We start from the raw sequence: 26344 nt of genomic DNA, 5'->3' as shown, positions 1-26344 counted from the left end.
GAACTTTTCAGAATGAAAGATTTACCCGATGACTGAAATGGATGCGACGGACCGACAGCTTGTGTTTTTACTCCAGCAGGATTCGCGCCTGCCCAACGCACAGCTGGCCGAAAAGCTGAACATTTCCGCTTCCGCCTGCTGGCGGCGGGTCAAGGCGTTGGAGCAGTCGGGGGTGATCAAACGCTATGCCGCCGTGGTCGACCCCAAGGCGATGGGGCTGGGGTTCGAGGCGATGGTGCATGTGCATCTGACGCGGCATGACGCCTCGGCCCTCGCCAGCTTTATCCGCGCGATCCAAAGCCGGACGGAGGTGACGGAATGTTTCGCCACCACGGGCCAAGCGGATTATCACCTGCGCGTGCTGTGCCGCGATATCGACGCCTATAACGCTTTTTTGGAGAGCTTTCTGTTCCTGCATCCCGCAGTCAATTCGGCCACGACGAATGTGATCCTGCGGCAGATCAAATCCGACGCGCCGATCACCGGTTGAGGCGATCAGAGCGGCGTTTTCTGCGTTGGACATTTGCCGCATGCGTGCTTCATAAAGCAGCAGAGATCACACCCGAAGGAGAGACCCATGATGAGAACCCGTGCCGCCGTTGCCGTGGAAGCCGGCAAACCGCTTGAAATCATGGAGGTGAACCTCGAAGGCCCGAAACGGGGCGAGGTCTTGGTCGAGATCAAGGCGACCGGCCTGTGCCACACCGATGAGTTCACCCGTTCGGGCGACGATCCCGAAGGCATCTTCCCCGCCATCCTCGGCCATGAGGGGGCGGGCGTCGTGCTGGAAGTGGGTGAGGGCGTCACCACGCTGGAGCCGGGCGATCACGTCATCCCGCTTTACACGCCAGAATGCCGCGAGTGTGAATATTGCCTCAGCGGCAAGACCAACCTTTGTCAGGCGATCCGCGTGACCCAAGGTCAGGGCAAGCTGCCCGACGGCACGACGCGGTTTTCGATGCTAGATGGCACGCCGATCCACCACTACATGGGCTGTTCGACCTTCGCCAATCACACCGTGGTGCCTGAAATCGCGCTGGCCAAGGTGCGCAAGGACGCGCCTTTTGACAAGATTTGCTACATCGGCTGCGGCGTCACCACGGGCATCGGTGCCGTCATTAACACCGCCAAGGTCGAGTTGGGCGCGCGTTGCGTGGTCTTTGGACTGGGCGGCATCGGGCTGAACGTCATTCAGGGGCTGCGCATGGCCGGGGCGGATCAGATCGTGGGCGTCGACCTTAATGACGACAAGGAAGAGGCCGCGCGTTACTTTGGCATGACCGATTTCGTGAACCCCTCGAAAGTCGACGGCGATCTGGTGGAGCATCTGGTTGAACTGACCAAGGGCGGTGCGGATTACTCCTTTGACGCGACGGGCAACACCAAGGTCATGCGCGACGCGCTGGAATGCGCGCATAAGGGCTGGGGTGAGAGCATCATCATCGGCGTGGCACCTGCCGGGGCCGAGATTTCGACGCGGCCTTTCCAACTGGTCACCGGTCGGGTCTGGCGCGGCACCGCCTTTGGCGGGGCCAAGGGGCGGACGGATGTCCCCAAGATCGTCGACTGGTACATGAACGGCAAGATCGAGATCGACCCGATGATCACCCACAAACTGACTTTGGATCAGATCAACGAAGGCTTCGATCTGATGCACAAGGGTGAATCGATCCGCGCGGTCGTCGAGTTTTAAGCGTTGGGCTGGAGGGCCGCGCGCTCTCCAGCCTAGACCTCTGCCGCGAGGGAGAGGAACAGGTCGACATCCATATAGGTCTCGACATGATCGGCCAGCGCGTCCAGCGCCTCTTCCACGCCGGTTTCAAAATCCAGCGATGAGGTGACGCCGAAGCCGCCAAGATAGGCGCGGCGGAAGGCATCCGAGCTGAAAATCCCGTGCATATAGCAGCCCTGCACCCGGCCCGAAGGGGAGGCCGCGCCCTCGGGCATGCCGTCGAAAGCCAGCCACGCGCGGGCGCAATCGGGGCCGGTGGTCTCTCCGATATGGATCTCATAGCCGGTGAGGGCGGTGCCGCTCGCCGGGTGCTGGCCCGATTTTTCTGACAGATGTTTCAGCGGGGCCATCGTGGTTTCTACATCCAAATGCCCCAGCCCCGCCACCCGCGCCGCCGGGCCTTCGATCCCCTCGGGGTCGGTAATGGTCTTGCCCAGCATCTGATAGCCACCGCAAAGGCCCAGCACATGGCCGCCGCGCCGGATATGGGCGGCAAGGTCGATGTCCCACCCCTCGGCCCGGAAGGCTTCGAGGTCGGAAATCGTGGATTTACTGCCGACCATGAGCACCAGATCGGCCTCGGCGGGGAGGGGGCTGCCAGGCATGATCATCCGCAGGTCAACGCCCGGCTCAGCCGCCAGCGGATCGAGGTCATCGAAATTGGCGATCCGGGGTAGGCGTGGCACGGCGATAACACAGCCCGACCCGCCTGAGCGGGCGCGGGCGGGCAGGTCCATCACGTCTTCGGCGGGCAGGCGGTGGGCGGCATCGAACCACGGAATTACCCCAAGGCTCGGCCAGCCGGTACGCGCGGCGATGTCATCGCGCCCTGCGTCAAAGAGACTGCGGTCGCCGCGGAATTTGTTCACCGCAAAGCCGCGGATCAGCGCTTTATCCTCGGGGGAGAGCACGGCCTGTGTGCCGACGATCTGCGCGATCACCCCGCCGCGGTCGATGTCGCCCATCAGCACCACAGACACCCCGGCGGCGCGGGCAAAGCCCATATTGGCGATGTCGCCCGCCCGCAGGTTCGTCTCAGCCGGGGAGCCCGCGCCCTCGATCACGATCAGGTCGCAGCTTTCAGCCAAACGGTGAAAGGATTGCAGCACCGCGGGCATCAGGCTGGCTTTGTTGCGGCCAAATTCCCGCGCCTCTTGCTGGCCTGCGATTCTACCCTGCACCACCACCTGCGCGCCGGTGGCGCTCTGGGGTTTCAGCAGCACCGGGTTCATATCCGTATGCGGGGCCACGCCCGCCGCGCGGGCCTGCAACGCCTGCGCGCGGCCAATCTCGCCCCCGTCTTCGGTGACGGCGGCGTTGTTGGACATGTTCTGCGGTTTGAAAGGGCGCACCCGCAGGCCACGCCGGGCGCAGGCGCGGATCAATCCGGCGACGATCATCGACTTGCCGACATTGCTGCCGGTGCCTTGGATCATGATGGCTTTGGTCATGTCTGCTCGCCCTTGGTTTCGCGCAAATTGGCGCAAATCAGGGGCAGGGGAAAGCCCATCGCCGAGGGGCAGACACAAAAAAACGCAGCCCGAAGGCTGCGTCAATTGCGCCGCTTGGCGAATATGTCTTAGGCGGCTTCGGCCTGAAGCGCGGCATTGCGGCGCTCGGATTCTTCACGCGACAGGGCGACGGATGTCCGCACGCCTTTCCCGACGAATTCCATCAGACCTTCGACGACCCGCTCGTTGGGGTCGATACCGGCACAGCTCAGAACCTCGCGGCCATCGCGCGAGCGGGCCCAGCGGGCGATCTGTTCAGGGCCGTTGCCATATTTCTTGTCATCGGCAATTGCGTCATCCAAAGCAGCTAGCACCACAGCAGCAAAGAGCTTGCGTGCGCGGTTGCCTTGCTCGTTGTTGAAAGCGGTGCCATCAACGAAATCTTTCATCTCGTCGTCCTTTCGATTATTCTTGCTCTTGTCATTCGGGCGTGGAGGCCCTTATGACGGATATCTTTTGATTCGGATACCTCTATTTAGCATATCTCCCATGCAGCTTGCGCATATCTAGTTGGGGTGGCAGCAGAGAATAACGCCTGCTTGCAGGGGACCATCCCTCCCGATATAGACCCGAACATCATATCATCAACCTTATGTCGTGGTTTTGTCACATGCCCAAGATTAACGGAAACGAGATCCGCCCCGGAAACGTCCTTGAACATAACGGTGGCCTCTGGGCGGCTGTGAAGGTCGATCACGTGAAGCCCGGCAAGGGCGGCGCCTTTGCCCAAGTCGAGATGCGCAACCTGCGCAACGGCTCCAAATTGAACGAACGCTTCCGTTCCGCCGACAAGGTCGAGCGCGTGCGTTTGGAGCAAAAAGACCAGCAATTTCTGTATGAAGACGACGGTATGCTGGTGGTGATGGACACCGAAACCTATGAGCAGGTGCAACTGCCTGCCGAGCTTTTGGGAGAGCGCCGCCCCTTCTTGCAGGACGGCATGATGATCGTGGTCGAATATCACGAGGAGGAGGCGCTGAACGCCTCCCTGCCGCAGAAGGTGACCTGCAAAGTGGCCGAGACCGAGCCGGTGGTGAAGGGCCAAACGGCGGCGAATTCCTTTAAACCCGCCGTGCTCGACAACGGTGTGAAGATCACCGTGCCGCCCTTCGTGGGCCAAGACGAAGACATCGTCGTGAACACGGAAACCATGGAATATGTCGAACGCGCCTGACGCGACGTCATCTTTGGTAAAGGAGATCAGCCCCGGTTTTGCCGGGGCTTTTTGTTTCGTGGGGCCTTTCAGCGGCGCGCGGTGCTCAGGTCGCGGGGCCGGGCCAAGTGACCTCTGCACCTTCGGCCTGCATCGGGCCTTTGGCGCGGTCGAACCGCAAATGCGCCAAAGCCTGACCGCCCGCTTGGGTGTAGAGCGTGCCCGCGGGTTTCCCCTCTGCCGTGATTGCCGTGCCGGGGGCGGCGCTGCCGCTGACCTCGACCCGGGTCAGCCCTTTGCGCAACTCGGTCTTGTGTTTCATCCGGGCGGTGACCTCTTGGCCGACATAGCAGCCTTTGCGGAAATCCAACCCGTTGATCCGATCAAAGCCCGCCTCAAGGATAAAGGTATCGGGGGTGAGTTCGATCCCCGTCTCGGGGATCAGATGGGCCACGCGCAGAGCGTCCCAATCGGTCGCGTCCTCGGTTTGCGGGGTGTCGCGATAGGCGCGCCAGCCCATTTCTGGATGCCGCGGATCGGCTAAGGCGTCGTCGGGCGCAGGCCCGGTGCCGCGGTGCAGGTGCAGATCGCTGGGCGCGATCGTGACCTTGGCGCGCAGTTTATACATCGACAGCCGCTGGGTCAGCATATCCCCAAGGCTTTCATCCACGTCCAGCAGAACGTCATCGCGATCGGCGATCAAAAAGAAATCGGCCATATATTTGCCCTGCGGCGTCAGCAGGGCGGCATAGACCGGGCCTTGGTCCAGTTTGCCGACGTCATTGGTCACGATTCCTTGCAAAAAGTCGCGGGTGTCGGGGCCGGAGAGGCGCAGAATGCGGCGCGGGGTCATGCGGGTGTCCTTTGATTGCTGGCCATGACATATAACCTGTCAAAGCCATCCAAAAGGGGCAACCATGCGCGCGCCGATCTCTGTCGTCATTCCCAGCCTGAATGCAGCCACCGCGCTGCCCGCCTGCCTCGCCGCGCTTGTCGAGGGCTTGCAGGCCGGGCTGATCCGCGAGGTGATCTTGAGCGATGGCGGCTCCACGGATGGCACGCGCGCGCTGGCCGACGGCTGGGGGGCTGAGGTCGTCTCGGGCGCGCCTTCGCGGGGGGGGCAGTTGCGGCGTGGCTGCGACGCGGCGCAGGGCGCGTGGCTCTTGGTGCTGCACGCCGACACGGTGCTGGCCCCGAGCTGGAGCGATGCAGTGCAGGATCACATGGCGGGCAGGGCCGAAGGGGCGGGGTGGTTCCGCCTGCGCTTCGATCAGCGCGGTTTGGCGCCGCGTTTGGTGGCGGGCTGGGCGAACCTGCGCAGCGCTTTTGGCCTGCCCTATGGCGATCAGGGGTTGCTTTTGCCCCGCGCGCTTTATGACGTGGTGGGCGGCTATCCCGATCAGCCGCTGATGGAGGATGTGGCGCTCGCCCGCGCCCTGCGCGGTCGCTTGACCCGGCTCAATGGCGTCGCCGTGACCAGTGCCGAGAAATACCGCCGTCAGGGCTGGCTGCGCCGGGGCGGGCGCAACCTCTGGACGCTGGCGCGCTATGCGATGGGGGCCAGCCCCGAGGCGCTTGCCGAAAGCTACCGGCGTTCGTGAAAGGGGCGCGGGTTTCCCCACGCCCCGCGCATTCAGTTAAAGAACGCCGCGCCGATCCGCTGGAGCAGATTGGGCTGGCGCGCCCTTTCGCGGCGTTTCTTCGCGGAGAGGGCGCTGAGGCCGCGGGCGTCCGATACGGTCTTTCCGTCGCGATATTGCAGGCGGTAGAGATCGGCATAGATGCCGCCGCGCTCCATCAACTCGTCATGGGTGCCCTCATCGGTGACGCGGCCCCGGTCCATCACCACGATCTTATCAGCACTGCGGATGGTCGACAGCCGGTGCGCGATGACGATGGTGGTGCGACCCTTGGCGAGGCGATCAAGCGCATCCTGCACGACTTGTTCCGATTGCGCGTCCAAGGCGCTGGTGGCCTCATCCAGCAGCAGGATCGGCGTGTCGCGCAGCAGGGCGCGGGCGATCACCACGCGCTGGCGCTGCCCGCCCGACAGGGCCGAGCCGCGCGGGCCGACGCGGGTTTCCAGCCCTTGTTCCAACTGCGGCAGGAAGTCCGCCACATGGGCGGCTTTCAGCACCCGGTCGAGCTCTTCATCGGTGACATTCTCGCGGCCCAGCACGATGTTTTCGCGCAGGGTTTCATCGAACAAAAGCGCTTCCTGTGTCACGACAGAGAAGAGGCCGCGCAGGTCCGGTATGGTCATCGCGCTGGTGTCGACCCCGCCGATCCGCACGCTGCCGCTTTGTGGATCCACCAGCCGGGTGAGCAGGTTGAAGATGGTCGATTTCCCCGCCCCCGAGGCGCCGACCAGTGCGGTCGTCTGGCCCGCTTTCGCGGTCAGGTCCAAGCCGTTCAATACCTTCGTGTCGCCATAGGAGAGCGAGACATCCGTCAGGGTCACATCGGGCGGGCCATCGGGCGCGGCCTGCGCTTTGTCCGGGCTGCGCAGATGCAGGGGCGCGTCGAGCAATTCCTTGATCCGTTCCAGCGCGGCGGCGGCCATCTGCCATAGGCCGCTGATCGCGCCAAGGCGGCGCAGGGGAGAGAACATGAACCCTAGCGAGGTGAAGAAGGTCATGAACTCGCCAATGGTTTTGTTGCCCGCGATGATCTCGGACCCGCCGTAGACGATCACGGCCATGAAGCCGATGCCCGACATGATGTCGATCATCGCCGGGATCGCGGAGTTGCCAAAGGCGGCACGGACTTCGGTGCGGATAAAGGTGCGCGTCAACTCGCGGTATTGCCGGGCTTGGTAGTCCTCTAGCGCGTTGAGCTTGATCTGCACGATGCCGTGGAAAACCTCGTCCAGCCGGGTCGAAAGGCTGGCCCCGATGTCGCGCGCCTCGCGCGAGCGGGCGCGGACGAAACGCTGGGCGATGGCGGCGGGCAGCACCATCAGCGGCACGCCGACCATCGCCAGAAGCGCCCAGATCGGGTCAATCGCGATGGCCACGCCCATGAGGATCACCAGCCCCACCAGATCGCGCCCCGCACCGGTGATCACCGCGCGCCAGACATCGCTGACCGCGTTCACATCCGATTGTACCCGCTGCACAAGAAAACCGGGCGGGTGGTTCTGGTGAAAGGCACCGTCTTGCTGCATCATTCGGTCAAGCAGGTCGATGCGCAGATCCGCCGCCGTGCGCTGTGCCACGCGGGTCAGCAGCACCTTTTGCACCACCGTGGCGAGCGCGCGCAGCGCAAAGATCGCTACCAGCACCAGCCCGACCCAGACCAGCGCCCCACGGTCGCCGCCGACGAAGACGCGGTCAAACATCGGCTCCATCAGTTTCGCCAGCACGCCCAAGGTGGAGCCTTCGATGATCATGAAGATCACCGCGATGGCCATCAGACCGGTGTGTTTCTTTAGATAGTCCCGCCAAAGCCAGCGCATCAACTGCGCGGAGGTGTAACTGTCATCATTCATACCGGTGCCTGATCCTTTTGGGCAGTCGGATCCCGTGTACGAAAGCCGCGCAGGCAGGGCAAGCCGTCGCGCAGGTCGGGCAAGGCGGGCAGGGGGTGGCCTGCGCGCGTGGAAGGGTGGCGCGGGGGCGCACCTTACCTAAGGTCCGATCGCGTGTTGACCCCGGCCTGCCGGGCAGTAAGCTGCGCCCGACCGTCCCCCGGTCACGCATTTTCAAAACGGCAGCCAATATCATGACAAAGCAGAATAAACTCGCCCCCGGTCGTTCGTACCTCGCCATTCCCGGCCCCTCGGTCATGCCCGACGCGGTGCTGAGCGCGATGCACCGCGCGGCTCCCAATATCTATGAGGGCGAGTTGGTCGAGATGATGCCTGCGCTGGCCGCTGACCTGAAGCGCGTGGCGCGTACAGATCGTCATGTGGCGATGTATATCAGCAACGGCCACGGCGCTTGGGAAGCCGCGCTGAGCAATGTCATAGCCCCCGGCGACCGGGTATTGGTGCTGGCCACGGGGCGTTTCGGCCATGGCTGGGCCGAAATGGCGACGGGGCTGGGGGCCGAGGTGGATATCCTCGACTTTGGCCGCAACGCGCCTGTCGATCTCGCGCAGGTGGCCGAGCGTTTGAAGGCCGACAGCGGCCACCAGATCAAGGCGGTGATGGCGGTTCATGTGGACACCTCAAGCTCGGTCCGCAACGATGTGCCGGGTCTGCGCCGCCTGTTGGATGAGGCGGGCCACCCCGCGCTCTTGATGGCCGATTGCATCGCGTCATTGGGCTGTGAGCGCTTTGAGATGGACGCTTGGGGCGTCGATGTCATGGTCACCGCTTCGCAAAAGGGGCTGATGGTGCCGCCGGGCATGGCCTTCGTCTTTTTCAACGACCGGGCCGAGGAAGCCCGTGCGCGTCTGCCCCGCGTGAGCCGCTATTGGGACTGGTCACCGCGCGCCCATGCGCAGGAGTTTTATCAATACCACGGCGGCACGGCGCCGACGCATCACCTCTACGGCCTGCGCGCCGCCCTCGACATCATCCATGAAGAAGGGATCGAGCAGGTCTGGCAGCGCCATGAAACGCTGGCCCGTGCGGTTTGGGCGGCCTGCGAGGCGTGGTCGGCGGAAGGCAGCCTGCGGTTCAACATCGAAGACCGCGCCCTGCGGAGCCATGCCGTCACCGCGCTGCGGCTGCAAGCGCCCCATGCGACCGAGTTACGCGACTGGGTGCAGGGCAATCTGGGGCTGACGCTGGGCGTGGGGCTGGGCATGGCCCTGCCGGGGGAGCCCGCGTGGCACGGGTTCTTCCGCCTTGGCCATATGGGCCATGTGAACGGCCATATGATCATGGGGCTGCTTGGCGGGATCGAAGCCGGGCTTTCGGCGCTGAAAATCGACCACGGCCCGGGCGCCTTGCAAGCGGCGGCGGAGGTGATCGGCGGGGCTTAGGCCCCGCGCGCGTCCGCTAAGGCTTCGGGCAAGGCGGCGGCGAAGTGATCCAGCTCCTCCGCCGTGCTGCAACTGATGCGGATGCAGCGGTTCTGCGGCGCAGCGAAGGGCATCCGCACGAAGATCCCCCGCGTCACCAGCGCGTCGAGAACCGCCTTCGCGAAAGCGCCATCGCGGCCACAGTCAACGGCGACGAAATTGGCGGCAGAGGGAAGGGTGCTGAGCCCGTTTTCTTCGGCGATTTGGGCGATCCGGCGGCGCGCCTCGGCGATCTTAGTCTGAACCTCTTTCAGGTAGCTCTGATCCTGCACCGCCGCCAAAGCCCCCGCCTGCGCTGCGCGGTTCAGGCCAAAGTGATTGCGGACCTTGTGAAAGGCGGTGATCAACGCGGGCGCGGCAATGGCATAGCCGATCCGCGCCCCGGCGAGACCGTAGGCTTTGGAGAAGGTGCGCATCCGGATCACCCGTGGGTCATCGGCGGAAAGTTCGGGCGCGGTGCCCTCGGGGGCGCATTCGATATAGGCTTCATCCAGCAAAAGCAGGCTGCCTTGGGGCAGGTCGTCGAGCGCGCGTGCCAGTGCCGCGCCCTCATGCCAAGTGCCCATCGGGTTGTCGGGATTGGCGAGGTAGACGAGCTTGGCGTCTACCTCCGCCGCCTTGGCGAAAAGCGCCGCCGGGTCTTCGTGATCGTCGCGGTAGGGCACCTTGTGCAGCACGCCGCCAAAGCCCGTGACGTGGTAGTTGAAGGTAGGGTAGGCGCCTTCGGAGGTCACCACCGCATCGCCTTCGCCCACCAGCAGACGGACGAGATAGCCCAGCAGCCCGTCGATGCCTTCGCCGACGATGATGTTTTCGTGCGCGATGCCGTGCAACTCGGCCAGCGCCGCGCGCAACTCCACGCTTTCAGAATCGCCGTATTTCCACATCTCGGTCTCGGCCATGGCCGCGATGGCGCGGGGCGAGGGGCCAAAGACGTTTTCATTGGCGCCAAGCCGCGCTTTGAACGGGCGGCCAAGGACGCGCTCCTGCGCTTCGGGGCCCACGAAGGGGACATTGGCGGGCAGGCGTTGGGCGAGGGGGGTGAGGCGTGCATATGTCATGCGCCAAGGTGTAGGGGCGGGCCCGTGAGAGGGCAAGTGCCGCAGCACCTGCCGCCACGTTTTGCTGGTGCCGCGCGATGATCTGCGCTGAACTGCGCCAAACATTCAGGAGAATAGCCATGCCCCGCGTCACCACCCGGATCGAAGACCATATCGCCCATGTGACCCTCACCCGCGCCGACAAGATGAACGCGGTGGATGATAAGATGATCGAGGCGATCATCGCGGCAGGGCAGGAGGTTGCGGCTTCGGACGCCCGGGTGGTGTTGCTCTCGGGCGAGGGCAAAGGCTTTTGCGCGGGCATTGATATTGGTGGGCTCTCGGGGATGCTGGGGCAGGATGTCGATGCGTTGATCATGCCCCGCAGCCATGGCGAAGGCACGACGAACAAATGGCAAGAGGTGTCGATGGTTTGGCACCGTTTGGAAATCCCGGTCATCGCGGCGCTGCATGGGGTGGTTTTCGGCGCCGGGATGCAGCTGGCGCTTGGGGCGGATATTCGGATTGCCGCGCCGGATACGAAGCTCGCGGTGATGGAGATGAAATGGGGCATCGTGCCGGATATGGGCGGTATGGTGCTGCTGCCGCGGCTGGTGCGATCGGACGTGTTGCGGCGGTTGACTTATACCGCCGCGCCCGTGGACGCCGCGCAGGCCGAGCGTTGGGGACTGGTGACGGAAGTCGCCGAAGACCCGCAGGCGGCGGCGCTGGAACTGGCGCAGGTGATCGCGGGCAAGGGGCCGAATGCGATCCGCACAGCGAAGCGCTTGATCGGATATGCGGAGACGGGGGCATCGGATGCGGATGTGCTCTTGGCCGAGTCGCGTGAGCAGGCGGCGCTGTTGGGCAAGCCCGAGCAGATGGAGGTGATCGCGGCGGAGTTCGGCAAGCGACCTGCGGTGTTTAAGTAGGACGGCAAGCGCGGCATTTGCGTTGCGCCTGACAGCCCGGAATCAAGGCCGCAGGCCGCCGGGCAGCGCCAGACCGCCCCCCGGGCTGGCGCTTTTGCAATCGAAGTGCATTCCTGTCAGCTTGGCATAAACGCGGCAGAGATAAACTGCCTAACTGCCCCCTATGCAGCGCCATCCCGCAGTCTGGCGCTGCCCGGCTTTGTTGGTCTCAGCCCAGTTCCGCCAGCCGGTCCAGTGCGGCCTGCAACTGGTCCGCCTCTTCCTGACGTGCCGCGAGGTTCGCCTGCGCTTCGGCCACCACCTCTTCCGGCGCGGAGGCGGCGAACTTGGGGTTATTCAAACGCCCCTTCAGCCCGCCGATCTCCTTGCCCAGCTTGTCGAGCGACTTCTGCAGACGCGCCTTTTCGGCGTCGATGTCGATGAGACCGGCCAAGGGCAGGCCGAAGCTCGCCCCCGGGGCCGCGATCGAGACGGTGCCTTTCGGGAAGCTGTCGGCTTTCTCAAGGCTCTCGACCCGCGCCAGGCGCTTGATCATCACCTCGTTGCGGTCCCAAGCGCCTTGTGCTGCCTCGTCCATCTCGGTCACCAGCATCGGCACCTTCAGCCCGGCGGGCACATGCATCTGTTGACGCGCAGAGCGGATGCTCTCGATCAGGCCGATGACCCAGTTGAGCTCCCGGTCCGCGTCGGCATCGAGCAGATCGGCGGTCGTGTAGGCGGGCCAATCGGTGAGGGCTAGAAGTTCATCGCGCTTGGCGGTGGTCTGCCAGAGCTCCTCGGTGATGAATGGCATGATCGGGTGCAGCAGGATCAGGCATTGCTCCAGCACCCAGGCCATGGTGGCGCGGGTTTCCGCAGCCTCGGGCGCGTCGTCCTGCAACAGAGGCTTCGACAGCTCCACGTACCAGTCGCAGACCTTGCCCCAGACAAAGGCGTAAAGCGCATTGGCCGCGTCGTTGAAGCGGAAGTTGCCGAGTGCGGCGTCAACTTCCTCGCGCACGCGGGCGGTCTCGCCCACGATCCACTTGTTCAGCGTGGCGGTGGGCCGCGGCATCCCGGCGGGCATCGCGTCGAAGACGCCGTTCATCTCGGCGAAGCGGTGCGCGTTCCACAGCTTGGTGCCGAAGTTGCGATAGCCCGCGATGCGCTGCGTCGAGAGCTTCAGATCGCGCCCCATGGCCGCCATTGACGTCAGGGTAAAGCGCACGGCATCGGCGCCGTAGTCGTCGATCAGCTCCAGCGGGTCGAGCACATTGCCCAAGCTCTTCGACATCTTCTTGCCCTTCTCGTCGCGCACCAGCGCGTGGACATAGACGGTGTCGAAGGGTTTTTGGTCGACCACGGCATATTGCATCATCATCATCCGGGCGACCCAGAAGAAAATGATGTCGAAACCGGTCACCAGCACGGAGGTGGGGAAGTATTTTTCCAGCTCAGCGGTTTGCTCGGGCCAGCCAAGCGTGCCGATGGGCCAGAGGCCGGAGGAGAACCATGTGTCGAGCACATCGGGGTCGCGGTAGATACCCACGGACACAAGCTTTCCACCGCTTTCGACATAGGAACTTGTGCCTTCGCGCAGTTCGACCTCCACGTGGTCGCCGAAGCGAGCCTTCACCTGAGCAACTGCTTCTTCGCTGGTTGATGCGCAATACTCATTGCCTTCGTGGTCGAACCAAACCGGAATCTGGTGCCCCCACCAGAGCTGGCGCGAGATGCACCAGGGTTCGATGTTCTCCAGCCAGTGGAAATAGACCTTGCGGTCCTGTTCGGGTAGGATGGTGACTTCGCCGGAACGCACAGCATCGATAGCAGGCTGCACGATCTTGTCGGTGGCAACAAACCATTGGTCGGTCAGCATCGGCTCGATCACCACCTTTGAGCGGTCGCCGAAGGGCTGCATGATCTTCTTGGCCTCGACGAGCGGCACAAGGTTCTCTTCCTCGGTGCGCATCTCGCCGCCTTCGCCGGGCTCGACGGGGGCCTTCTTGGCGGCGCGGCCAAGGCGGGGATCGGTCGCCTCGGTCATCACGGCAAGGCCCTCGGCGGTCACGTCCTGAACCACGCGCTTGCGGGCCTCAAAACGGTCGAGGCCGCGGTAGGCTTCCGGCACGAGGTTGATCTCGGTCGCGTCCTCGGGCGCGGCTTCGGAACCATCGGCGATGGCCTGCGCGCGCGCGGCGGCTTCATCGTAGGGCAGGCCATCGGCGCGCATCCGGCCTTGGGTGTCCATCAGCGCGTAAAGCGGGATGTTGTTGCGCTTGGCCACGCCGTAGTCGTTGAAGTCATGCGCGCCGGTGATCTTTACCGCGCCCGAGCCGAAGTTCTTGTCCGGATATTCGTCGGTGATGATCGGGATGAGGCGGCGCTGTGCCTTGGGGCCAACCGGGATTTCGCAAAGTTTCCCGACGATTGAAGCGTAACGTTCATCCGATGGATGAACTGCGACAGCGCCGTCGCCCAGCATGGTTTCGGGCCGGGTGGTGGCGATGGAGATGTAATCGCGCTCTTCCTCAAAGAGCACGTTGCCGTCCTCGTCCTTCTCCACATAAGTGTAGGTCTCACCCCCCGCCAGCGGGTATTTGAAGTGCCACATGTGGCCGTCGACCTCGGTGCTCTCGACCTCGAGGTCGGAGATCGCGGTCTCGAAATGCGGGTCCCAGTTGACCAGCCGCTTGCCGCGGTAGATCAGCCCCTTGTTGTACATGTCCACGAAGACCTTGATCACGGCGTCGTGAAAGTTGCCCTCTTCGCCTTCGGGCGCACCGGGCGCGCCGGACATGGTGAAGGCGTTGCGCGACCAGTCGCAGGAGGCGCCCAGTCGGCGCAGCTGGTCGATGATCGTGCCGCCGGATTTCTGCTTTTGCTCCCAGACCTTGGCGGTGAAGGCCTCGCGGCCCAACTCGCGACGGCCCGGTTGGCCGGTGGCGGCCAACTCGCGTTCCACCACCATCTGCGTGGCAATGCCCGCGTGGTCTTGCCCCGGCTGCCAGAGGGTGTCGAAACCCTGCATCCGGTGCCAGCGCACGAGGATGTCCTGCAACGTGTTGTTGAAGGCATGGCCCATGTGCAGCGAGCCGGTGACATTCGGCGGCGGGATCATCACCGAGAAATGCTCATCCCGCTGCGCATTCGCGCCCGCTTTGAACGCGCCCTTGGTCTCCCAATCGGCGTAGATGCGGCTTTCCGCCTCGGCGGCGTTGAAGGTCTTTTCGAGTGCCATGGTCATGATCCCTTTTGTTGCGCCCCGTTTAGCGCTCTGGCGCGGTAAGGGAAAGACCCCTGACAGGGGGTGAGGCGCGGGGGCAGGGCTCAGCCGCTGCGGTCGATCTTGGTGCTGAGGTGGATCAGGCTCTCGCTGCCCTTAACGCCGCGTGTCTCGCCGATGCGGTCAAGGGTCTCGTCCAACTCCTGCGTGGTCTGCGCCGCGATCTGCACCAGCAGGTCAAAGCGGCCCGAGGTGGTGTGCACCACCTGCACCGCCGGAAGGCTGCGCAGCCGCGCCAATACAGCGGGGCCTGCACGCAGCTCGATATTGACCAGAGCCGTGGCATGCAGCGGCGCGCGGGCGGCTTCCCCCAAACGCAGCGTATAGCCGAGGATGGCGCCGCAGCGTTCCAACCGCTCCAGCCGGGCCTGAACGGTGGTGCGGGCAAGGCCAAGACGTCGGGCCAAATCGGCGACCGGCTGACGGGCGTTGGATTGCAGTGCCGCGATCAAAGCGCGGTCGGTGTCGTCAAGTTGCGCTATCATATCGTCACTTTGCCCAAAGTTCGCATCACTTTAGGCGGTATGACACGATGAATCGACCGAAATTCACGCTTCACTGGAGAAAAGCAGTAAAGAGGCCTCCATGCAGCATATCGCCCCCCTTTCCGACAGTCCCGCAGCCTATCTGGCGAAACACAGCCCCGACGCGCCGGTGTTGTTTCTGGCCCCTTCGGTGCTGCAAGCCACCGCGCGGCGGTTTCAGGCGGATTTCGACGGGCTGGTGACCTATGCGGTCAAGGCCAACGACCGGGCCGAGGTGCTGTCGAACCTTGTCGCGGCGGGGATCACCACCTTCGATGTCGCCTCTCCGGCTGAGATGGCGGCGGTGCGGGCGGTCTGTCCGCAGGCGGTTTTGCATTACAATAACCCCGTGCGCTCGGCTTCCGAGGTCAAGGCAGGGATCGCGGCGGGGGTCTATAGCTGGTCGATCGATGACATGTCGGAATTGGCCAAGCTGCGCGATGTGCCGCGCGATAATGAGGTGGCGGTGCGCTTCGCCTTGCCGGTCAAGGGCGCGGCCTATGATTTCGGCTCGAAATTCGGCGCGGCCCCTGAAGAGGCGGCGGTGCTGTTGCGCGCTGTGGTCGAGATGGGGTTCACGCCGTCGATGTGTTTCCACCCCGGCACGCAGTGCAACGATCCGCAGGCTTGGGTGCAATATGTCCATGCGGCGGCGGATATTCTGCGCATGGCCGGTGTCTCGATCAACCGGTTGAACATTGGCGGGGGCTTCGCCGTGGACCGTGGGTTTGACGCGCCCGATCATCGGGCGGTTTTTGCTGCCGTGAACGCGGCGCTGGCCGAGAGTTTTGGGGCGGATGCGCCTTTGCTGCTGTGTGAGCCGGGCCGGGCGATGGTGGCTGACGCCGCCGTATTGGCGACCCGTATCAAGGGGATGCGCAACGATGGGCGGACGGTTTTCCTGAACGACGGTATCTATGGCGGGCTGCCCGATCTGCGCGATATGGGGCTTTCGGGGTTGGTCGATGTGGTCGGCCCCGATGGCACGCGGCGTCTGGGGGCGGCCAAGCCGCGTGTGGTCTTCGGCCCCACTTGTGATTCGCTGGACCGTCTGCCCGATGGCCTGCCGCTGCCGGAGGATGCGCAGACCGGGGATTACCTTTTGTTCGGCGGCATGGGCGCTTATTCCATTGCCATGTCGACCGCCTTCAACGGCTATGGGTTGGCAGGGGTGACGCTGGTCTCAAGCCTTGAGGGCGCGCCCAAACGCAAGGCGGCTTGAGGCTCTGGACACTGGCGGCGCGCCCGCTACTGTTGCGCTGGAACAGGCAGGGCAGCAGGGGCGGCGTCAGATGGAAAAGTTCGGGAAAAGCCAGCCGGTCAAACGGGTGGAAGACCACCGCTTCCTGACCGGAAAGGGCCGCTATGTCGATGATATCGCCCCCGCCGAGGCGCTGCATGGCGTCTTTTTCCGCGCGCCCGTGGCCCATGGGGTGATCACTGAGTTGGATGTGACGGACGCCCGCGCGGCGGATGGCGTGCATCTGGTGCTGACCTGCGCCGATCTGGAAGCGGCGGGGATGAATATCGCTCTGCCCCATACGGTCGTCGACAACCGCGATGGTAGCAAAGGGGCGGCGCCGCTGCGCCCGATGCTGGCCAAGGACCGCGTGCGCTATGTGGGCGAGCCGGTGGCGCTGGTGGTGGCCGAGAGTTTGCAACAGGCCCGCGACGCGGCGGAGATGATCCTTTTCGAGGCCGACGATCTGCCTGCCAAAATGGATGTCGCCCCGGGCGGTGAGCCCCTGCACGCAGAGGCCCCCGACAACCACGCCTTTGACTGGCATATGGGCGATGAGGCCAAGGTTGAGGCGGCTTTTGCCAAGGCCGCCCATCGCGTCAAGCTGGAGGTCGGGGACAACCGCATCATCGTCAACTCCATGGAGCCGCGGGGCTGCTATGCCGAATGGACCGAGGGCCGGTTGCATGTGGCGCTGGGCGGGCAGGGCGTCTGGGCGCACAAGGGGTTTCTGACCAAAGCCTTTGGCCTGCCCGAAGACGCGGTGCGCGTCACCAATCCCGATGTCGGCGGCGGTTTCGGCATGAAGGCGATGACCTACCCGGAGTATTTCTGCGTGGCCCAAGCCGCGCGGGCGCTGGGCCGCCCGGTGCGCTGGATGTCAGAGCGGACCGAAGCCATGCTCACCGACAACGGCGGGCGTGATCTGGTGTCTTGGGCCGAGTTCGCCTTTGACGAAAACCACAAGATCACCGCCTACCGTGTCGATACGCGCTGCAACCTTGGGGCTTATAACAGCCAGTTCGGCCAGCCGATCCAGTCGCAGCTCTTCTCCAAGGTCTTGATGGGCGTCTATGACGTGCAAGACACCTATCTGCATGTCGAGGGCTATTACACCAACACCGCGCAGGTCGACGCCTATCGTGGTGCAGGGCGGCCCGAGGCGATCTATGTGTTGGAGCGGTTGATGGACCGCGCCGCGCGTGAGTTGGGCGTCGATCCGTGGGAGTTACGGCGGATCAACTTCATCAAGCCTGAGCAATTCCCCTATACCACTGCCACGGGCGAGCTTTACGACGTGGGCGATTTCGCGCGGCTGCTGGCTCGGGTGGGGCAAGAGGCCGACCGCGACGGTTTTGCCGCGCGCCGGGCGGCGGATGCCAAACGCGGCCTGCTGCGCGGGCAAGGGCTGTGTTACTATATCGAGAGCATTTTGGGCGATCCCTCCGAAGGGGCCAAAGTGGTTTTCGAGGGCGATGGCCGGGTGACGATCTATGTCGGCACCCAAAGCAATGGGCAGGGGCATGAGACGGTCTATGCGCAGTTCCTCTCGGACCAGACCGGCATCCCCGCCGAGCGGATCGACGTGGTGCAGGGCGATAGCGATCTGATCAAGAAGGGTGGCGGCACCGGCGGCTCGCGCTCGGTCACCACGCAGAACACGGCGACCTTGGCCACCGTGGCGAAGATCACTGAAGTCTTCACCGCGTTTCTGGCCAAGGAATTGGGCGTCGCCGCCGCGGATATCACCTTTGATGACGAACGTTTCCGCGCAGAGGGCTCGAACATCAGCCCGACGATGCTTGAGGTGGCCGAGATGGCCCGCGCTAAGGGCCGGGATGATCTGCTCAGCCACCATGAACGCGCCAGCCTGCCGGGGCGCAGCTATCCCAACGGGGCGCATGTGGCCGAGGTGGTGATCGACCCCGAGACCGGGGTGGTGACGCTCGACCGCTACACCGTGGTCGACGATTTCGGCAATCTCATCAACCCGATGCTGGCGGAGGGGCAGGTCCACGGCGGGGTGGCGCAGGGCATTGGCCAAGCGGTGCAGGAGCGGGTGGTCTATGACGAGGACGGCCAGCTTTTGACCGCCACCTTCATGGACTATGCCATGCCCCGCGCGGCGGACCTGCCGATGATCTCTTTCACCTCCGAACCGGTGCCCTCCACGGCCAATGTCATGGGCATGAAGGGCTGCGGGGAGGCGGGCACCGTTGGTGCCTTGGCAGCGGTGTCGAATGCAGTGCAGGATGCCCTGTGGGAACGCGGCGTGCGGCAGGCGGATATGCCGTTCACCCCGCACCGTGTCTGGGAGATGCTGCAAGGTGCCGCAATCGCAGCCGAGTAAAACCCTGTTCCAACGGCTCTTCGGGCGGTTCTGGCGGCGGCCTGAAAGCGACTTTGGCCCGCGCCGGGGGGCGGTGACCCATGTCATCATCCTCGACGGGACCATGTCCTCGCTCGAACTGGGGCGTGAGACGAATGCGGGCATTGCCTATGGCCTCTGCCGCGAGATGGGCAGCGCCCTGTCGATCTATTACGAGCCGGGGCTGCAATGGCGCGATTGGCGCAGCGCTTTGGATGTGATCTTGGGCCGCGGGATCAACCGGCAAATCCGCCGCGCCTATGGATATCTCGCCTCGCGCTACCGGCCCGGAGATCGGATTTTCCTGATGGGCTATTCGCGCGGTGGCTATGCGGTGCGCTCGCTCGCCGGGGTGATCGAGCGTGTGGGGCTTCTGCGCGCCGAGGTGGCGACAGAGCGTAACATCCGCGATGTTTACCGCCATTATGAGGCGCAACATCTGAGCAAGGCGGGCGAACTCTTTGCCCGCGCCAACTGTCACCCCGAGGTCGAGATCGAGGCGATTGGCGTTTGGGATACGGTCAAGTCGCTGGGCCTCAACGCGCCGCTGTTCTGGCGGTTCTCGCAGCCGCTGCATATGTTCCACAACCATGACCTCAGCCGCAACGTGAAGAACGGCTTTCAGGCGCTGGCCCTGAACGAGACCCGCGTCGCCTATGCCCCGGTGCTATGGACCACGCCCGAGGGCTATGACGGGCGGCTGGAACAGGTCTGGTTCCCCGGCACCCATGGCGACGTGGGCGGCCAGTTGGGCGGGCATGAGGCCGCGCGCCCCTTGGCCAATATCCCGCTGGTCTGGCTGCTGTCGCGGATGGAGGACAGCGGCCTGCCGCTGCCCGCAGGCTGGGCCACGCGGTTCGATCAAGACCCCGCCGCGCCCTCCATCGGGCGCTGGCGCGGCTATGGCAAGATGCTGGTGACCCGCCGCCGTCGGGTGGTGGGCGCGGACCCGTCCGAGCGGTTGCACGAAAGCGTGGAGCAGCGCCGCGAACAGGCTCAGCCGCAGCCGGGGCTGCTGGCCCGGATGCAGGGTGTGATCTCCGGCCTTCAGCCGGGGTCGCGGTCCGAGGGGTGATTGATGCCATCGCTATAGGGCAGCGGCTCCATCTCCCAAGGCAAGACCCCTTCGATCGCACCAAGGTTCACGCCGCATTCATCGGGGTTCGAGCGGCGGCGGTGGTGGGTGTAGATGCCGCAGGTCTTACAGAATTAGTGCTGTGCGGTATGCGTGCCCCAAGTGTAAAGCGTGAGGTTCTCGGCCCCTTTCAACACGGTCACCGTTTCGGCCAGCGCGGTCACCGTGGCGGCGGCACGGCGGCGACAAAAGGAGCAGGTGCAGCGCGAGGCCGAGGCTAGCCCACGCGGAAACAGCGCTTCGATCACCTCGGCCCCGCAGTGGCACGAGGCGCGGCGGGTTTCGGAGGTTTCGGTCATTTGCGTCTCACTTTCGGAATGCGACTTTCGCTCAGGTCATAGTCTGCGGCGGCATGGGGCGGATGGCCGTGGGTCTGCCGCCAAAAGGCAAAGCCGCCCCGCCGCCGCCAGAGCGGCAAGGTCAGCAGCAGCCCCGCAATGAACCCGCCCGCATGGGCCCAATAGGCCACCCCGCCGGTGCCCGGCGTGGCCCCGATCCCGCCGATGAACTGCATGCCGAACCACAGGCCCAGCATGATCCACGCCGGGATCGCGAAGATGCGGAAAAACACGATGAAGATCACCAAAATGTCGACCTTGGCGCGCGGGAAGAGCAGCAGGTAGCCCCCCATCACCCCCGCAATCGCGCCCGAGGCCCCGACCATGGGCACCCATGACAGCGGCTCTGTCACGACTTGGCCCAGACCCGCGGCGATGCCGCAGGCAAGGTAGAACAGCAGATAGCGCCCATGGCCCATTTCATCTTCGACATTATCGCCGAATATCCACAAAAACAGCATGTTACCCGCCAGATGCATCCAGCCGCCATGCAGGAATTGCGAGGTGATAAGGCCGAAATACCCCTCCCCATGGCTCAGCCGCGCGGGCAGCAGGGCGTAGCTGTAGTAAAACTCGGCCAAGGCGCGCTCATCCGCCATCAGCGACAGGGAAGACAGAAACACCCCGATGTTGAGCGCCATCAGCGCATAGGTGACGAAGGGCGTTCGGCCCGAGGGGTTGTGATCGCGGATCGGGAACATGCGGGCCAGCCTTTGCCAAGTCGTCCGCAGCGTCAAGCGGCGCGGGGGATCTTCATGACCTTAGCTGCGCCCGCGGGGGCTTCTGTCAAGCGGAACCGAGCAAATCCCGCGCGATCCGCTCAAAAATTCCGGCGCCCACGGGAATCAGATCATCGGGGAAATCGTAATCGGGGTTGTGCAGGGCGGCATAGCCCTCGCCGGGGCCGAGGCAGAGCATCGCCGCCTTGGCATCGCGCCCGAACAGGCCGAAATCCTCGGAGGCGCGCATCGGCAGGTTTTCCTGCCCGTGCGACACGCCAAGCGCGTCCATCGCTGCGGCGGCGATCGCGTAGGCGTCGGGGTGGTTGATGGAGGCGGCGAAATGGTCGGATTCCGCGAAAGCTACGGTCAGCCCATGGGTCTCGGTCACGTGGGCGACTTCGGCACGCAGGGCCGCTTCGATCTCGGCCAGCGCCGCGTCTCGGGTGCTGCGCAGGGTGGCGTAGAGCGCCGCTTCGCCAGGGGCGACGCCAAAGGTCGGCTCACCCATGCGCAGGTGGGTGAGGGTGACGAGGCGGAAGTCATCGTCAAGCGGCCCGCCGGGGCCGAGCGCTTGCAGCGCCGGGATCAACTCGGCCAGTGCAGGCGCAGGGGAGGTGCCGTCTTCGGGGCTGGCGGCATGGGCGGTCTTGCCGTGCAGGGTGACGGAGATGCCTTTCGAGGCGCAGTTGATCAGCGCGGGCGCGGTGTCGACATGGCCAAAGGGGCGGCCCGGCTCGACATGGATGGCAAAGGCGTAATCGGCAGCGATCTCGGCATAGGTGGGATCGTTCACCACCGCCCGCGCGCCGCTGCCGTCCTCCTCGGCCGGTTGGAACATCAGCACCACGCGGCCCTTTGCGACGGGGCGGCGCGCGATCATCCGCCCGAGCGCCAAGAGCATGGCCATATGACCGTCGTGGCCGCAGACGTGGGACTTGCCCGGCACCTTAGAGACCCAAGGAATGTCATGTTCCTCGGGGATTGGGAGGGCGTCGAGTTCCGCGCGGAAGAGCACCGTGGGGCCGGGGCTGCCGCTGTCGAAAACCGCCGCCACCCCATGCCCGCCAAGGCCGGTGAGGATGCGCGAAGGCGCGAGCTTTTCCAGTTCCGCCGCGATGGTCCGGGCGGTTTCCACTTCCTCGCCCGAGATCTCGGGGTGTTGGTGGAGCGCCCTGCGAAACTGCGTCAACTCTTCGATATCGCGGTTCGTCAGCATGGCGCTCCCCCTAATTGCGCGGCCCGTTCAGGCCATCATCCCCAAGAGCTGTGCATTGCCGCCCGAGGCGGTGGTGTCAACACAGACATGGCGCTCGGCGCGGACGCGCGCGGTGTCGGGCTTGCCGCGCAGAAGCGGAATGATCGCCCCTTCGCGGGCCGCCAGCGCCTTGTCGATTTGCCGCGCCGTCTCCTCATCGCCCCACCAGAGCACGCCGCCATAGGCGGGGCCGGTGGTGAGTGCTTCGGGGGCGATCCGGCCTGCAGCCTCGACCGCGACACCGCCGAGGGCGCGCACGGCCTTGGCCTGCGCCGTGGCCGCCTCGGCCCCCGGACCCATGCAGAGAAGCGCAGGTCGGGGCAGGGTCGACAGGCGGTTGCTCTCGCCGGTGGGCCCGGGCATCGACTGGGTCTCCAGCACGGTCGGCTGGTGCGCGGGCAGGGCGGGTAGGCTCTGTTGCGCGCTGTCCCATGGGCCGGAAGCCTCCTGATGGTCGGGCGCGGCGAAACGCGGCAGGTAGTTCGGCCCGCCCGCCTTCGGCCCGGTGCCCGAAAGCCCCTCGCCGCCGAAGGGCTGGCTGCCGACGATGGCGCCGATCTGGTTGCGGTTCACGTAGATGTTGCCCGCCTCGATCCGCTCGGACACATGCTGCACCCGGTCGTCGATCCGCGTGTGGAGGCCGAAGGTGAGGCCGTAGCCGGTGGCGTTGATCGCGTCGATCACGGCGTCGAGCTCATGGCTCTTGAAGGTCGCCACATGCAGCACGGGGCCGAAGATTTCGCGCTTCATGTCGCTGATGCCATCCACCCGCAGGATCGCGGGGCCGACGAAGGTGCCGCCTTCGGGCGCTTTTAGTTCGGCGATCAGCCGGCCCTCCGCGCGGGCGGCCTCGACATGATCGACGATGGTCTGTCGCGCGGCATCGTCGATGACGGGGCCCACGTCGGTCGACAGATGCCACGGATCGCCAATGCGCAGCGCCTGCATCGCGCCCTTGAGCATGGTGATCAGGTCCTCGGCGATGTCCTCCTGCACGTAGAGGCAACGCACGGCGGAGCAGCGCTGGCCCGCGGATTGGAAGGCGCTTTCGACGATGGCCTGCACGGCCTGCTCGGGCAGGGCAGTGCTGTCGACGATCATGGCGTTGAGGCCACCGGTCTCGGCAATCAGCGGTGTGCCGGGGGCGCAGTGTTCGGCCATGTTGGCGCGGATACGCAGGGCGGTGGCGGTGGAGCCGGTGAAGGCCACGCCGTTGACGCGGGCGTCGCCGGTCAGCGCCGCGCCCACCTCGCCGCCGCCCGGCAGCAGTTGCAGCGCCGCGCGCGGCACGCCGGCCTCGTGCAGCACCTTGACGGCAAGCTGTGCGATGAGCGGGGTCTGCTCGGCCGGTTTGGCGAGCACGGCATTGCCGGCGGCCAGGGCTGCCGTGACCTGCCCGCAGAAGATCGCCAGTGGGAAGTTCCACGGCGAGATGCAGGTGAAGATGCCCGCGGGCGGCTCGTTGGTCGCCTGACCGGCGTAGTAGCGCAGGAAGTCCACCGCCTCGCGCAGCTCGGCCACGCAATCGGGCAGTTGCTTGCCGGCTTCGCGGGCGAGGATGGCAAAGATCTCGCCATAGCGGTCCTCGAACATGTCGGCGGCGCGCAGAAGCGTGCTGCGCCGTGCGTCAAGAGGCGCGTCCCAAGGGGCGGCGTTGTCGAGCGCGGTGGCCACATCGGCCTTGGAGGCAGGGCACACGGTCCCGGGCGAGGTGCCGCCGGTGGGGTTGGCGACGGTTTGGGCAGCCTCGGGCGCAGCTTCGCCCGCCAGCAGCGGTGCGGCTTCCCAAGTGGCGTCCGCGAAGGGGGCGCGGGCCTCCTCGATCGCGGCGAGGGTCGGGGTATGGGCCAGATCGAAGCCCCGCGCATTGGCGCGCTGCGGTTGGAACACCTCTGGCCCTTTCGGGATCGTCGGGGCGTTGTCGTTCAACTGGTCGAAGGGATCGGCGGCCACGACCTCGGGCGGGACTTCCTCGTCGACGATCTGGTTCACGAAGCTGGAGTTCGCGCCGTTTTCCAAAAGACGCCGGACGAGATAGGCCAGCAGATCACGGTGCGCACCCACGGGGGCGTAGATGCGGCAGCGGGTGCCACGCTTGCGCATGACGATGTCATGCAGCGTCTCGCCCATGCCGTGCAGGCGCTGGAATTCGTAAGCCTCGGGGTCGTCGGCCATATGCAGCACGGCGGCGACGGTATGGGCGTTATGGGTCGCGAACTGCGGGTAAATGCGGTCGGTCATGCCCAGAAGCTTGCGGGCATTGGCGATGTAGCTCACATCCGTCGCGGCCTTGCGGGTGAAGACCGGGAAACCGTCGATCCCCTCGACCTGCGCGCGCTTGATCTCGGTGTCCCAATAGGCGCCCTTGACCAGCCGCACCATGATGCGGCGGTCGTGGCGCTGCGCCATTTCGTAAAGCGTGTCGATCACCACGCCCGCGCGCGGGCCATAGGCCTGCACGACCACGCCGAAACCGTCCCAGCCGGCCAGCGCAGGCTCGCCCATCACCGTGTCGATCACCTCGAGCGAGAGTGCCAAACGGTCGGCCTCCTCGGCGTCGATGTTGAGGCCCATGCCAGCCGATTTCGCCAAGAGCGCCAGCGCCCGCAGGCGGGGCACCAGATCACGCATCACGGCCTCTTCCTGCGCCAACTCGTAGCGCGGGTGCAGGGCCGAGAGCTTGACCGAAATGCCGGGGTTCTTGCGGATGTCGTCATGGGTGCAGGCCTCGGCAATGGCCGAGATCGCGCGGGAATAGCTCAGGTGATAGCGCTTGGCGTCGGCCTCGGTGCGCGCGGCTTCGCCCAGCATGTCGTAGCTATAGGTAAAGCCCTTCTTCTCCATGCCGCGGGCGCGTTTCATCGCCGCTTGGATGTCTTCCCCCAGCACGAACTGGCGACCCATTTCGCGCATGGCCCGGCTGACGGCGGTGCGGATCACCGGCTCCCCCAGACGTTTGATCGCCGCCCGCAGGTGGCGCACCGGGCCGGGCTGGTCGTCGTCGAGCACGCGGCCCGTCAGCATCAGCGCCCATGTCGACGCGTTGACGAGGCTGGAGGTCGAATGCCCCATGTGCCGACCCCAGTCCGAGGGGGCGATCTTATCCTCGATCAGCGCGTCGATGGTCTCGGCATCCGGCACGCGCAGCAGCGCTTCGGCCAGACACATGAGCGCCACGCCTTCCTCGGTGCTGAGCCCGTATTCGGCAAGGAAGACTTCCATCATGCCGGGGGCCGAGGTGCCGCGGATGTCACGCACCAGACCCGCCGCATCGGCGGTGATCTTGGCGCGGTCCTCGGGCGAAAGATCGGCCTGCGCCTTGAGCTCGGTGAGCAGCGCGACAGGCTCGGCATAGGTGCGCGCGTCGATGGTTTGGCGAAGGGCGGGGGCGTGATCGAGGGCCATGGCAAGCTCCAGTTGATGTTTCGACCAGAATACCGCATGTTGAGAAGGCTAATCGACTTAATATATATTGTATCATGGTCGTTATGACCGAACTAGCGGGGAATCACATGTCAAATGAACTTTTCAATCTGGACCGGTTCGACAGCGCGATTCTATCGGTGTTGGCCGAGGACGGGCGTATCAGCATCACCGATCTTGCCCGCCGCATCGGCCTGTCGAAATCCCCCACCCAAGCACGGCTGCGCCGGTTGGAAGAAAGCGGCGTGATCCTTGGCTATCGCGCCCTGTTGGACCCGATCCGGCTGGGGCTGGATCACGTCGCCTTTGTCGAGGTGCGCCTGAACGACACGCGCGAGGCGGCCTTGCGGGCCTTTAACCTCGCCGTGGCCAAGGTGCCCGAGATCGAACAGGCCCATATGATCGCGAGCCATTTCGACTATCTGATCAAGGTGCGCACGCGGAACATGTCGGAATATCGCCGCTTTCTGGGGGAGGTCATCTCAACCCTGCCGCATGTGGCCAGCACCTCGACCTATGTGGCGATGGAGGCGGTGAAGGAAACCATGCTGGCCGATACGGCCTGACGCATCGTGCCAGAACCATGGGGCCGGGGGCATTCGCCCATTTACACCGCCCGCGTGATGCTTATTGTGCGCCCCGATGCGGGCGTGATGGAATGGTAGACATACCAGACTTAAAATCTGTTGGGGCGTAGCCCCGTGTGGGTTCGAGTCCCACCGCCCGCACCACTGG

General features: G+C 64.9%; 20 protein-coding genes, 1 tRNA gene and 1 pseudogene. 11 read left to right on the top strand and 11 right to left on the bottom strand.

The window, feature by feature from the left end:
* The first annotated feature begins 28 nt into the window (after positions 1-28).
* Both ACGYK9_RS16085 and ACGYK9_RS16080 read left to right on the top strand, forming a co-directional pair.
* Positions 29-490 carry an Lrp/AsnC family transcriptional regulator gene (locus ACGYK9_RS16085; protein WP_394413018.1) on the top strand — a complete coding sequence of 154 codons (462 nt, stop codon included), beginning with the start codon at positions 29-31 and terminating at the stop codon, positions 488-490.
* A gap of 90 nt (positions 491-580) precedes the next feature.
* Positions 581-1693, top strand: coding sequence for an S-(hydroxymethyl)glutathione dehydrogenase/class III alcohol dehydrogenase (locus tag ACGYK9_RS16080; RefSeq protein WP_394413075.1), 1113 nt, complete (start codon positions 581-583; stop codon positions 1691-1693).
* 32 nt (positions 1694-1725) lie between these two features.
* Here the strand turns inward: ACGYK9_RS16080 and ACGYK9_RS16075 are convergent, their stop codons facing one another.
* Together ACGYK9_RS16075 and ACGYK9_RS16070 are read right to left on the bottom strand one after the other, a co-directional pair.
* A complete protein-coding gene (locus ACGYK9_RS16075; protein WP_394413015.1) occupies positions 1726-3183 on the bottom strand; it encodes a cobyric acid synthase in 1458 nt (485 codons plus the stop codon).
* Between the two features lie 128 nt (positions 3184-3311).
* Positions 3312-3632 carry a DUF6280 family protein gene (locus tag ACGYK9_RS16070; protein ID WP_007120494.1) on the bottom strand — a complete coding sequence of 107 codons (321 nt, stop codon included), beginning with the start codon at positions 3630-3632 and terminating at the stop codon, positions 3312-3314.
* A gap of 221 nt (positions 3633-3853) precedes the next feature.
* Between ACGYK9_RS16070 and efp the strand changes: the two genes are divergently transcribed.
* A complete protein-coding gene (efp, locus tag ACGYK9_RS16065; protein WP_067265157.1) occupies positions 3854-4417 on the top strand; it encodes an elongation factor P in 564 nt (187 codons plus the stop codon).
* 85 nt (positions 4418-4502) lie between these two features.
* Here efp and ACGYK9_RS16060 read toward each other — a convergent pair whose 3' ends face one another.
* Positions 4503-5249 (bottom strand): YgfZ/GcvT domain-containing protein, encoded by a 747-nt coding sequence (locus ACGYK9_RS16060; RefSeq protein ID WP_394413011.1) that lies wholly within the window; start codon positions 5247-5249, stop codon positions 4503-4505.
* A 64-nt stretch (positions 5250-5313) separates the two neighbouring features.
* On the opposite strand from ACGYK9_RS16060, the gene ACGYK9_RS16055 reads away from it, so the two are divergent.
* Positions 5314-5997, top strand: a complete 684-nt coding sequence (locus ACGYK9_RS16055) for a TIGR04283 family arsenosugar biosynthesis glycosyltransferase (RefSeq protein WP_394413008.1) — start codon at positions 5314-5316, stop codon at positions 5995-5997.
* 32 nt (positions 5998-6029) lie between these two features.
* On the opposite strand, the gene ACGYK9_RS16050 is transcribed toward ACGYK9_RS16055, so the two are convergent.
* Entirely contained in the window at positions 6030-7886 is a 1857-nt protein-coding gene (locus ACGYK9_RS16050) for an ABC transporter ATP-binding protein (protein WP_394413005.1), read from the bottom strand.
* Between the two features lie 233 nt (positions 7887-8119).
* Between ACGYK9_RS16050 and ACGYK9_RS16045 the strand changes: the two genes are divergently transcribed.
* Positions 8120-9328 carry a pyridoxal-phosphate-dependent aminotransferase family protein gene (locus ACGYK9_RS16045; protein WP_394413002.1) on the top strand — a complete coding sequence of 403 codons (1209 nt, stop codon included), beginning with the start codon at positions 8120-8122 and terminating at the stop codon, positions 9326-9328.
* Here the strand turns inward: ACGYK9_RS16045 and ACGYK9_RS16040 are convergent.
* Entirely contained in the window at positions 9325-10428 is a 1104-nt protein-coding gene (locus ACGYK9_RS16040; protein ID WP_394412999.1) for a pyridoxal phosphate-dependent aminotransferase, read from the bottom strand. The genes ACGYK9_RS16045 and ACGYK9_RS16040 overlap by 4 nt on opposite strands.
* 119 nt (positions 10429-10547) lie before the next feature.
* On the opposite strand from ACGYK9_RS16040, the gene ACGYK9_RS16035 reads away from it, so the two are divergent.
* Positions 10548-11339, top strand: a complete 792-nt coding sequence (locus ACGYK9_RS16035) for a crotonase/enoyl-CoA hydratase family protein (RefSeq protein WP_394412996.1) — start codon at positions 10548-10550, stop codon at positions 11337-11339.
* Between the two features lie 208 nt (positions 11340-11547).
* Here the strand turns inward: ACGYK9_RS16035 and ACGYK9_RS16030 are convergent, their stop codons facing one another.
* Together ACGYK9_RS16030 and ACGYK9_RS16025 are read right to left on the bottom strand one after the other, a co-directional pair.
* Entirely contained in the window at positions 11548-14559 is a 3012-nt protein-coding gene (locus ACGYK9_RS16030; RefSeq protein WP_394412993.1) for a valine--tRNA ligase, read from the bottom strand.
* Positions 14560-14648: 89 nt separating this feature from the next.
* A complete protein-coding gene (locus ACGYK9_RS16025; protein WP_394412990.1) occupies positions 14649-15089 on the bottom strand; it encodes an Lrp/AsnC family transcriptional regulator in 441 nt (146 codons plus the stop codon).
* A gap of 100 nt (positions 15090-15189) precedes the next feature.
* Here ACGYK9_RS16025 and ACGYK9_RS16020 point away from each other — a divergent pair, with 100 nt between their 5' ends.
* The 3 genes from ACGYK9_RS16020 (at position 15190) to ACGYK9_RS16010 (ending at position 19811) form a co-directional block, all read left to right on the top strand.
* Positions 15190-16350 (top strand): type III PLP-dependent enzyme, encoded by a 1161-nt coding sequence (locus ACGYK9_RS16020; RefSeq protein WP_394412987.1) that lies wholly within the window; start codon positions 15190-15192, stop codon positions 16348-16350.
* Between the two features lie 70 nt (positions 16351-16420).
* Complete coding sequence (locus ACGYK9_RS16015; protein WP_394412984.1) at positions 16421-18718, top strand: xanthine dehydrogenase family protein molybdopterin-binding subunit; 2298 nt, start codon at positions 16421-16423, stop codon at positions 18716-18718.
* Positions 18696-19811 (top strand): DUF2235 domain-containing protein, encoded by a 1116-nt coding sequence (locus ACGYK9_RS16010; RefSeq protein ID WP_394412981.1) that lies wholly within the window; start codon positions 18696-18698, stop codon positions 19809-19811. The genes ACGYK9_RS16015 and ACGYK9_RS16010 overlap by 23 nt, the downstream gene beginning before the upstream one ends.
* Here ACGYK9_RS16010 and ACGYK9_RS16005 read toward each other — a convergent pair.
* The 4 genes and pseudogenes from ACGYK9_RS16005 to putA form a co-directional block, all read right to left on the bottom strand.
* Positions 19784-20170 (bottom strand): annotated as a pseudogene (locus tag ACGYK9_RS16005) (GFA family protein). The gene ACGYK9_RS16010 and the pseudogene ACGYK9_RS16005 overlap by 28 nt on opposite strands.
* Positions 20167-20910, bottom strand: a complete 744-nt coding sequence (locus tag ACGYK9_RS16000; RefSeq protein WP_394412978.1) for a rhomboid family intramembrane serine protease — start codon at positions 20908-20910, stop codon at positions 20167-20169. Before ACGYK9_RS16000 ends, ACGYK9_RS16005 begins: the two are co-directional and overlap by 4 nt.
* An 85-nt stretch (positions 20911-20995) precedes the next feature.
* Positions 20996-22147 (bottom strand): amidohydrolase, encoded by a 1152-nt coding sequence (locus ACGYK9_RS15995; RefSeq protein ID WP_394412975.1) that lies wholly within the window; start codon positions 22145-22147, stop codon positions 20996-20998.
* Positions 22148-22174: 27 nt separating this feature from the next.
* Positions 22175-25591 carry a bifunctional proline dehydrogenase/L-glutamate gamma-semialdehyde dehydrogenase PutA gene (gene putA, locus ACGYK9_RS15990; protein WP_394412972.1) on the bottom strand — a complete coding sequence of 1139 codons (3417 nt, stop codon included), beginning with the start codon at positions 25589-25591 and terminating at the stop codon, positions 22175-22177.
* A gap of 107 nt (positions 25592-25698) precedes the next feature.
* Here putA and ACGYK9_RS15985 point away from each other — a divergent pair, with 107 nt between their 5' ends.
* A complete protein-coding gene (locus ACGYK9_RS15985) occupies positions 25699-26175 on the top strand; it encodes an Lrp/AsnC family transcriptional regulator (protein WP_067267484.1) in 477 nt (158 codons plus the stop codon).
* A gap of 78 nt (positions 26176-26253) precedes the next feature.
* Positions 26254-26340: transfer RNA gene (locus ACGYK9_RS15980), tRNA-Leu, on the top strand.
* Positions 26341-26344 lie beyond the last annotated feature (4 nt).

The sequence above is a fragment of the Sulfitobacter sp. 1A15258 genome, assembly GCF_043557045.1.
In the GTDB taxonomy this organism is placed as follows: Bacteria; Pseudomonadota; Alphaproteobacteria; order Rhodobacterales; family Rhodobacteraceae; genus Sulfitobacter; species Sulfitobacter faviae.
Note: the sequence above shows the minus strand (reverse complement) of the source record. Positions and strands in the feature narration are given on the sequence as shown.

Excerpts from the sequence above, each read along its gene's own strand:
- ACGYK9_RS16000 (WP_394412978.1), bottom strand. The coding sequence starts at position 20,910 with ATGTTCCCGATCCGCGATCACAACCCCTCGGGCCGAACGCCCTTCGTC.
- ACGYK9_RS16060 (WP_394413011.1), bottom strand. The coding sequence starts at position 5,249 with ATGACCCCGCGCCGCATTCTGCGCCTCTCCGGCCCCGACACCCGCGAC.
- ACGYK9_RS16070 (WP_007120494.1), bottom strand. The coding sequence starts at position 3,632 with ATGAAAGATTTCGTTGATGGCACCGCTTTCAACAACGAGCAAGGCAAC.
- ACGYK9_RS16015 (WP_394412984.1), top strand. The coding sequence starts at position 16,421 with ATGGAAAAGTTCGGGAAAAGCCAGCCGGTCAAACGGGTGGAAGACCAC.
- ACGYK9_RS16040 (WP_394412999.1), bottom strand. The coding sequence starts at position 10,428 with ATGACATATGCACGCCTCACCCCCCTCGCCCAACGCCTGCCCGCCAAT.
- ACGYK9_RS15995 (WP_394412975.1), bottom strand. The coding sequence starts at position 22,147 with ATGCTGACGAACCGCGATATCGAAGAGTTGACGCAGTTTCGCAGGGCG.
- ACGYK9_RS16030 (WP_394412993.1), bottom strand. The coding sequence starts at position 14,559 with ATGGCACTCGAAAAGACCTTCAACGCCGCCGAGGCGGAAAGCCGCATC.
- ACGYK9_RS16020 (WP_394412987.1), top strand. The coding sequence starts at position 15,190 with ATGCAGCATATCGCCCCCCTTTCCGACAGTCCCGCAGCCTATCTGGCG.
- ACGYK9_RS16025 (WP_394412990.1), bottom strand. The coding sequence starts at position 15,089 with ATGATAGCGCAACTTGACGACACCGACCGCGCTTTGATCGCGGCACTG.
- ACGYK9_RS16075 (WP_394413015.1), bottom strand. The coding sequence starts at position 3,183 with ATGACCAAAGCCATCATGATCCAAGGCACCGGCAGCAATGTCGGCAAG.
- ACGYK9_RS16055 (WP_394413008.1), top strand. The coding sequence starts at position 5,314 with ATGCGCGCGCCGATCTCTGTCGTCATTCCCAGCCTGAATGCAGCCACC.
- putA (WP_394412972.1), bottom strand. The coding sequence starts at position 25,591 with ATGGCCCTCGATCACGCCCCCGCCCTTCGCCAAACCATCGACGCGCGC.
- ACGYK9_RS16045 (WP_394413002.1), top strand. The coding sequence starts at position 8,120 with ATGACAAAGCAGAATAAACTCGCCCCCGGTCGTTCGTACCTCGCCATT.
- ACGYK9_RS16080 (WP_394413075.1), top strand. The coding sequence starts at position 581 with ATGAGAACCCGTGCCGCCGTTGCCGTGGAAGCCGGCAAACCGCTTGAA.
- ACGYK9_RS15985 (WP_067267484.1), top strand. The coding sequence starts at position 25,699 with ATGTCAAATGAACTTTTCAATCTGGACCGGTTCGACAGCGCGATTCTA.
- efp (WP_067265157.1), top strand. The coding sequence starts at position 3,854 with ATGCCCAAGATTAACGGAAACGAGATCCGCCCCGGAAACGTCCTTGAA.
- ACGYK9_RS16035 (WP_394412996.1), top strand. The coding sequence starts at position 10,548 with ATGCCCCGCGTCACCACCCGGATCGAAGACCATATCGCCCATGTGACC.
- ACGYK9_RS16050 (WP_394413005.1), bottom strand. The coding sequence starts at position 7,886 with ATGAATGATGACAGTTACACCTCCGCGCAGTTGATGCGCTGGCTTTGG.
- ACGYK9_RS16085 (WP_394413018.1), top strand. The coding sequence starts at position 29 with ATGACTGAAATGGATGCGACGGACCGACAGCTTGTGTTTTTACTCCAG.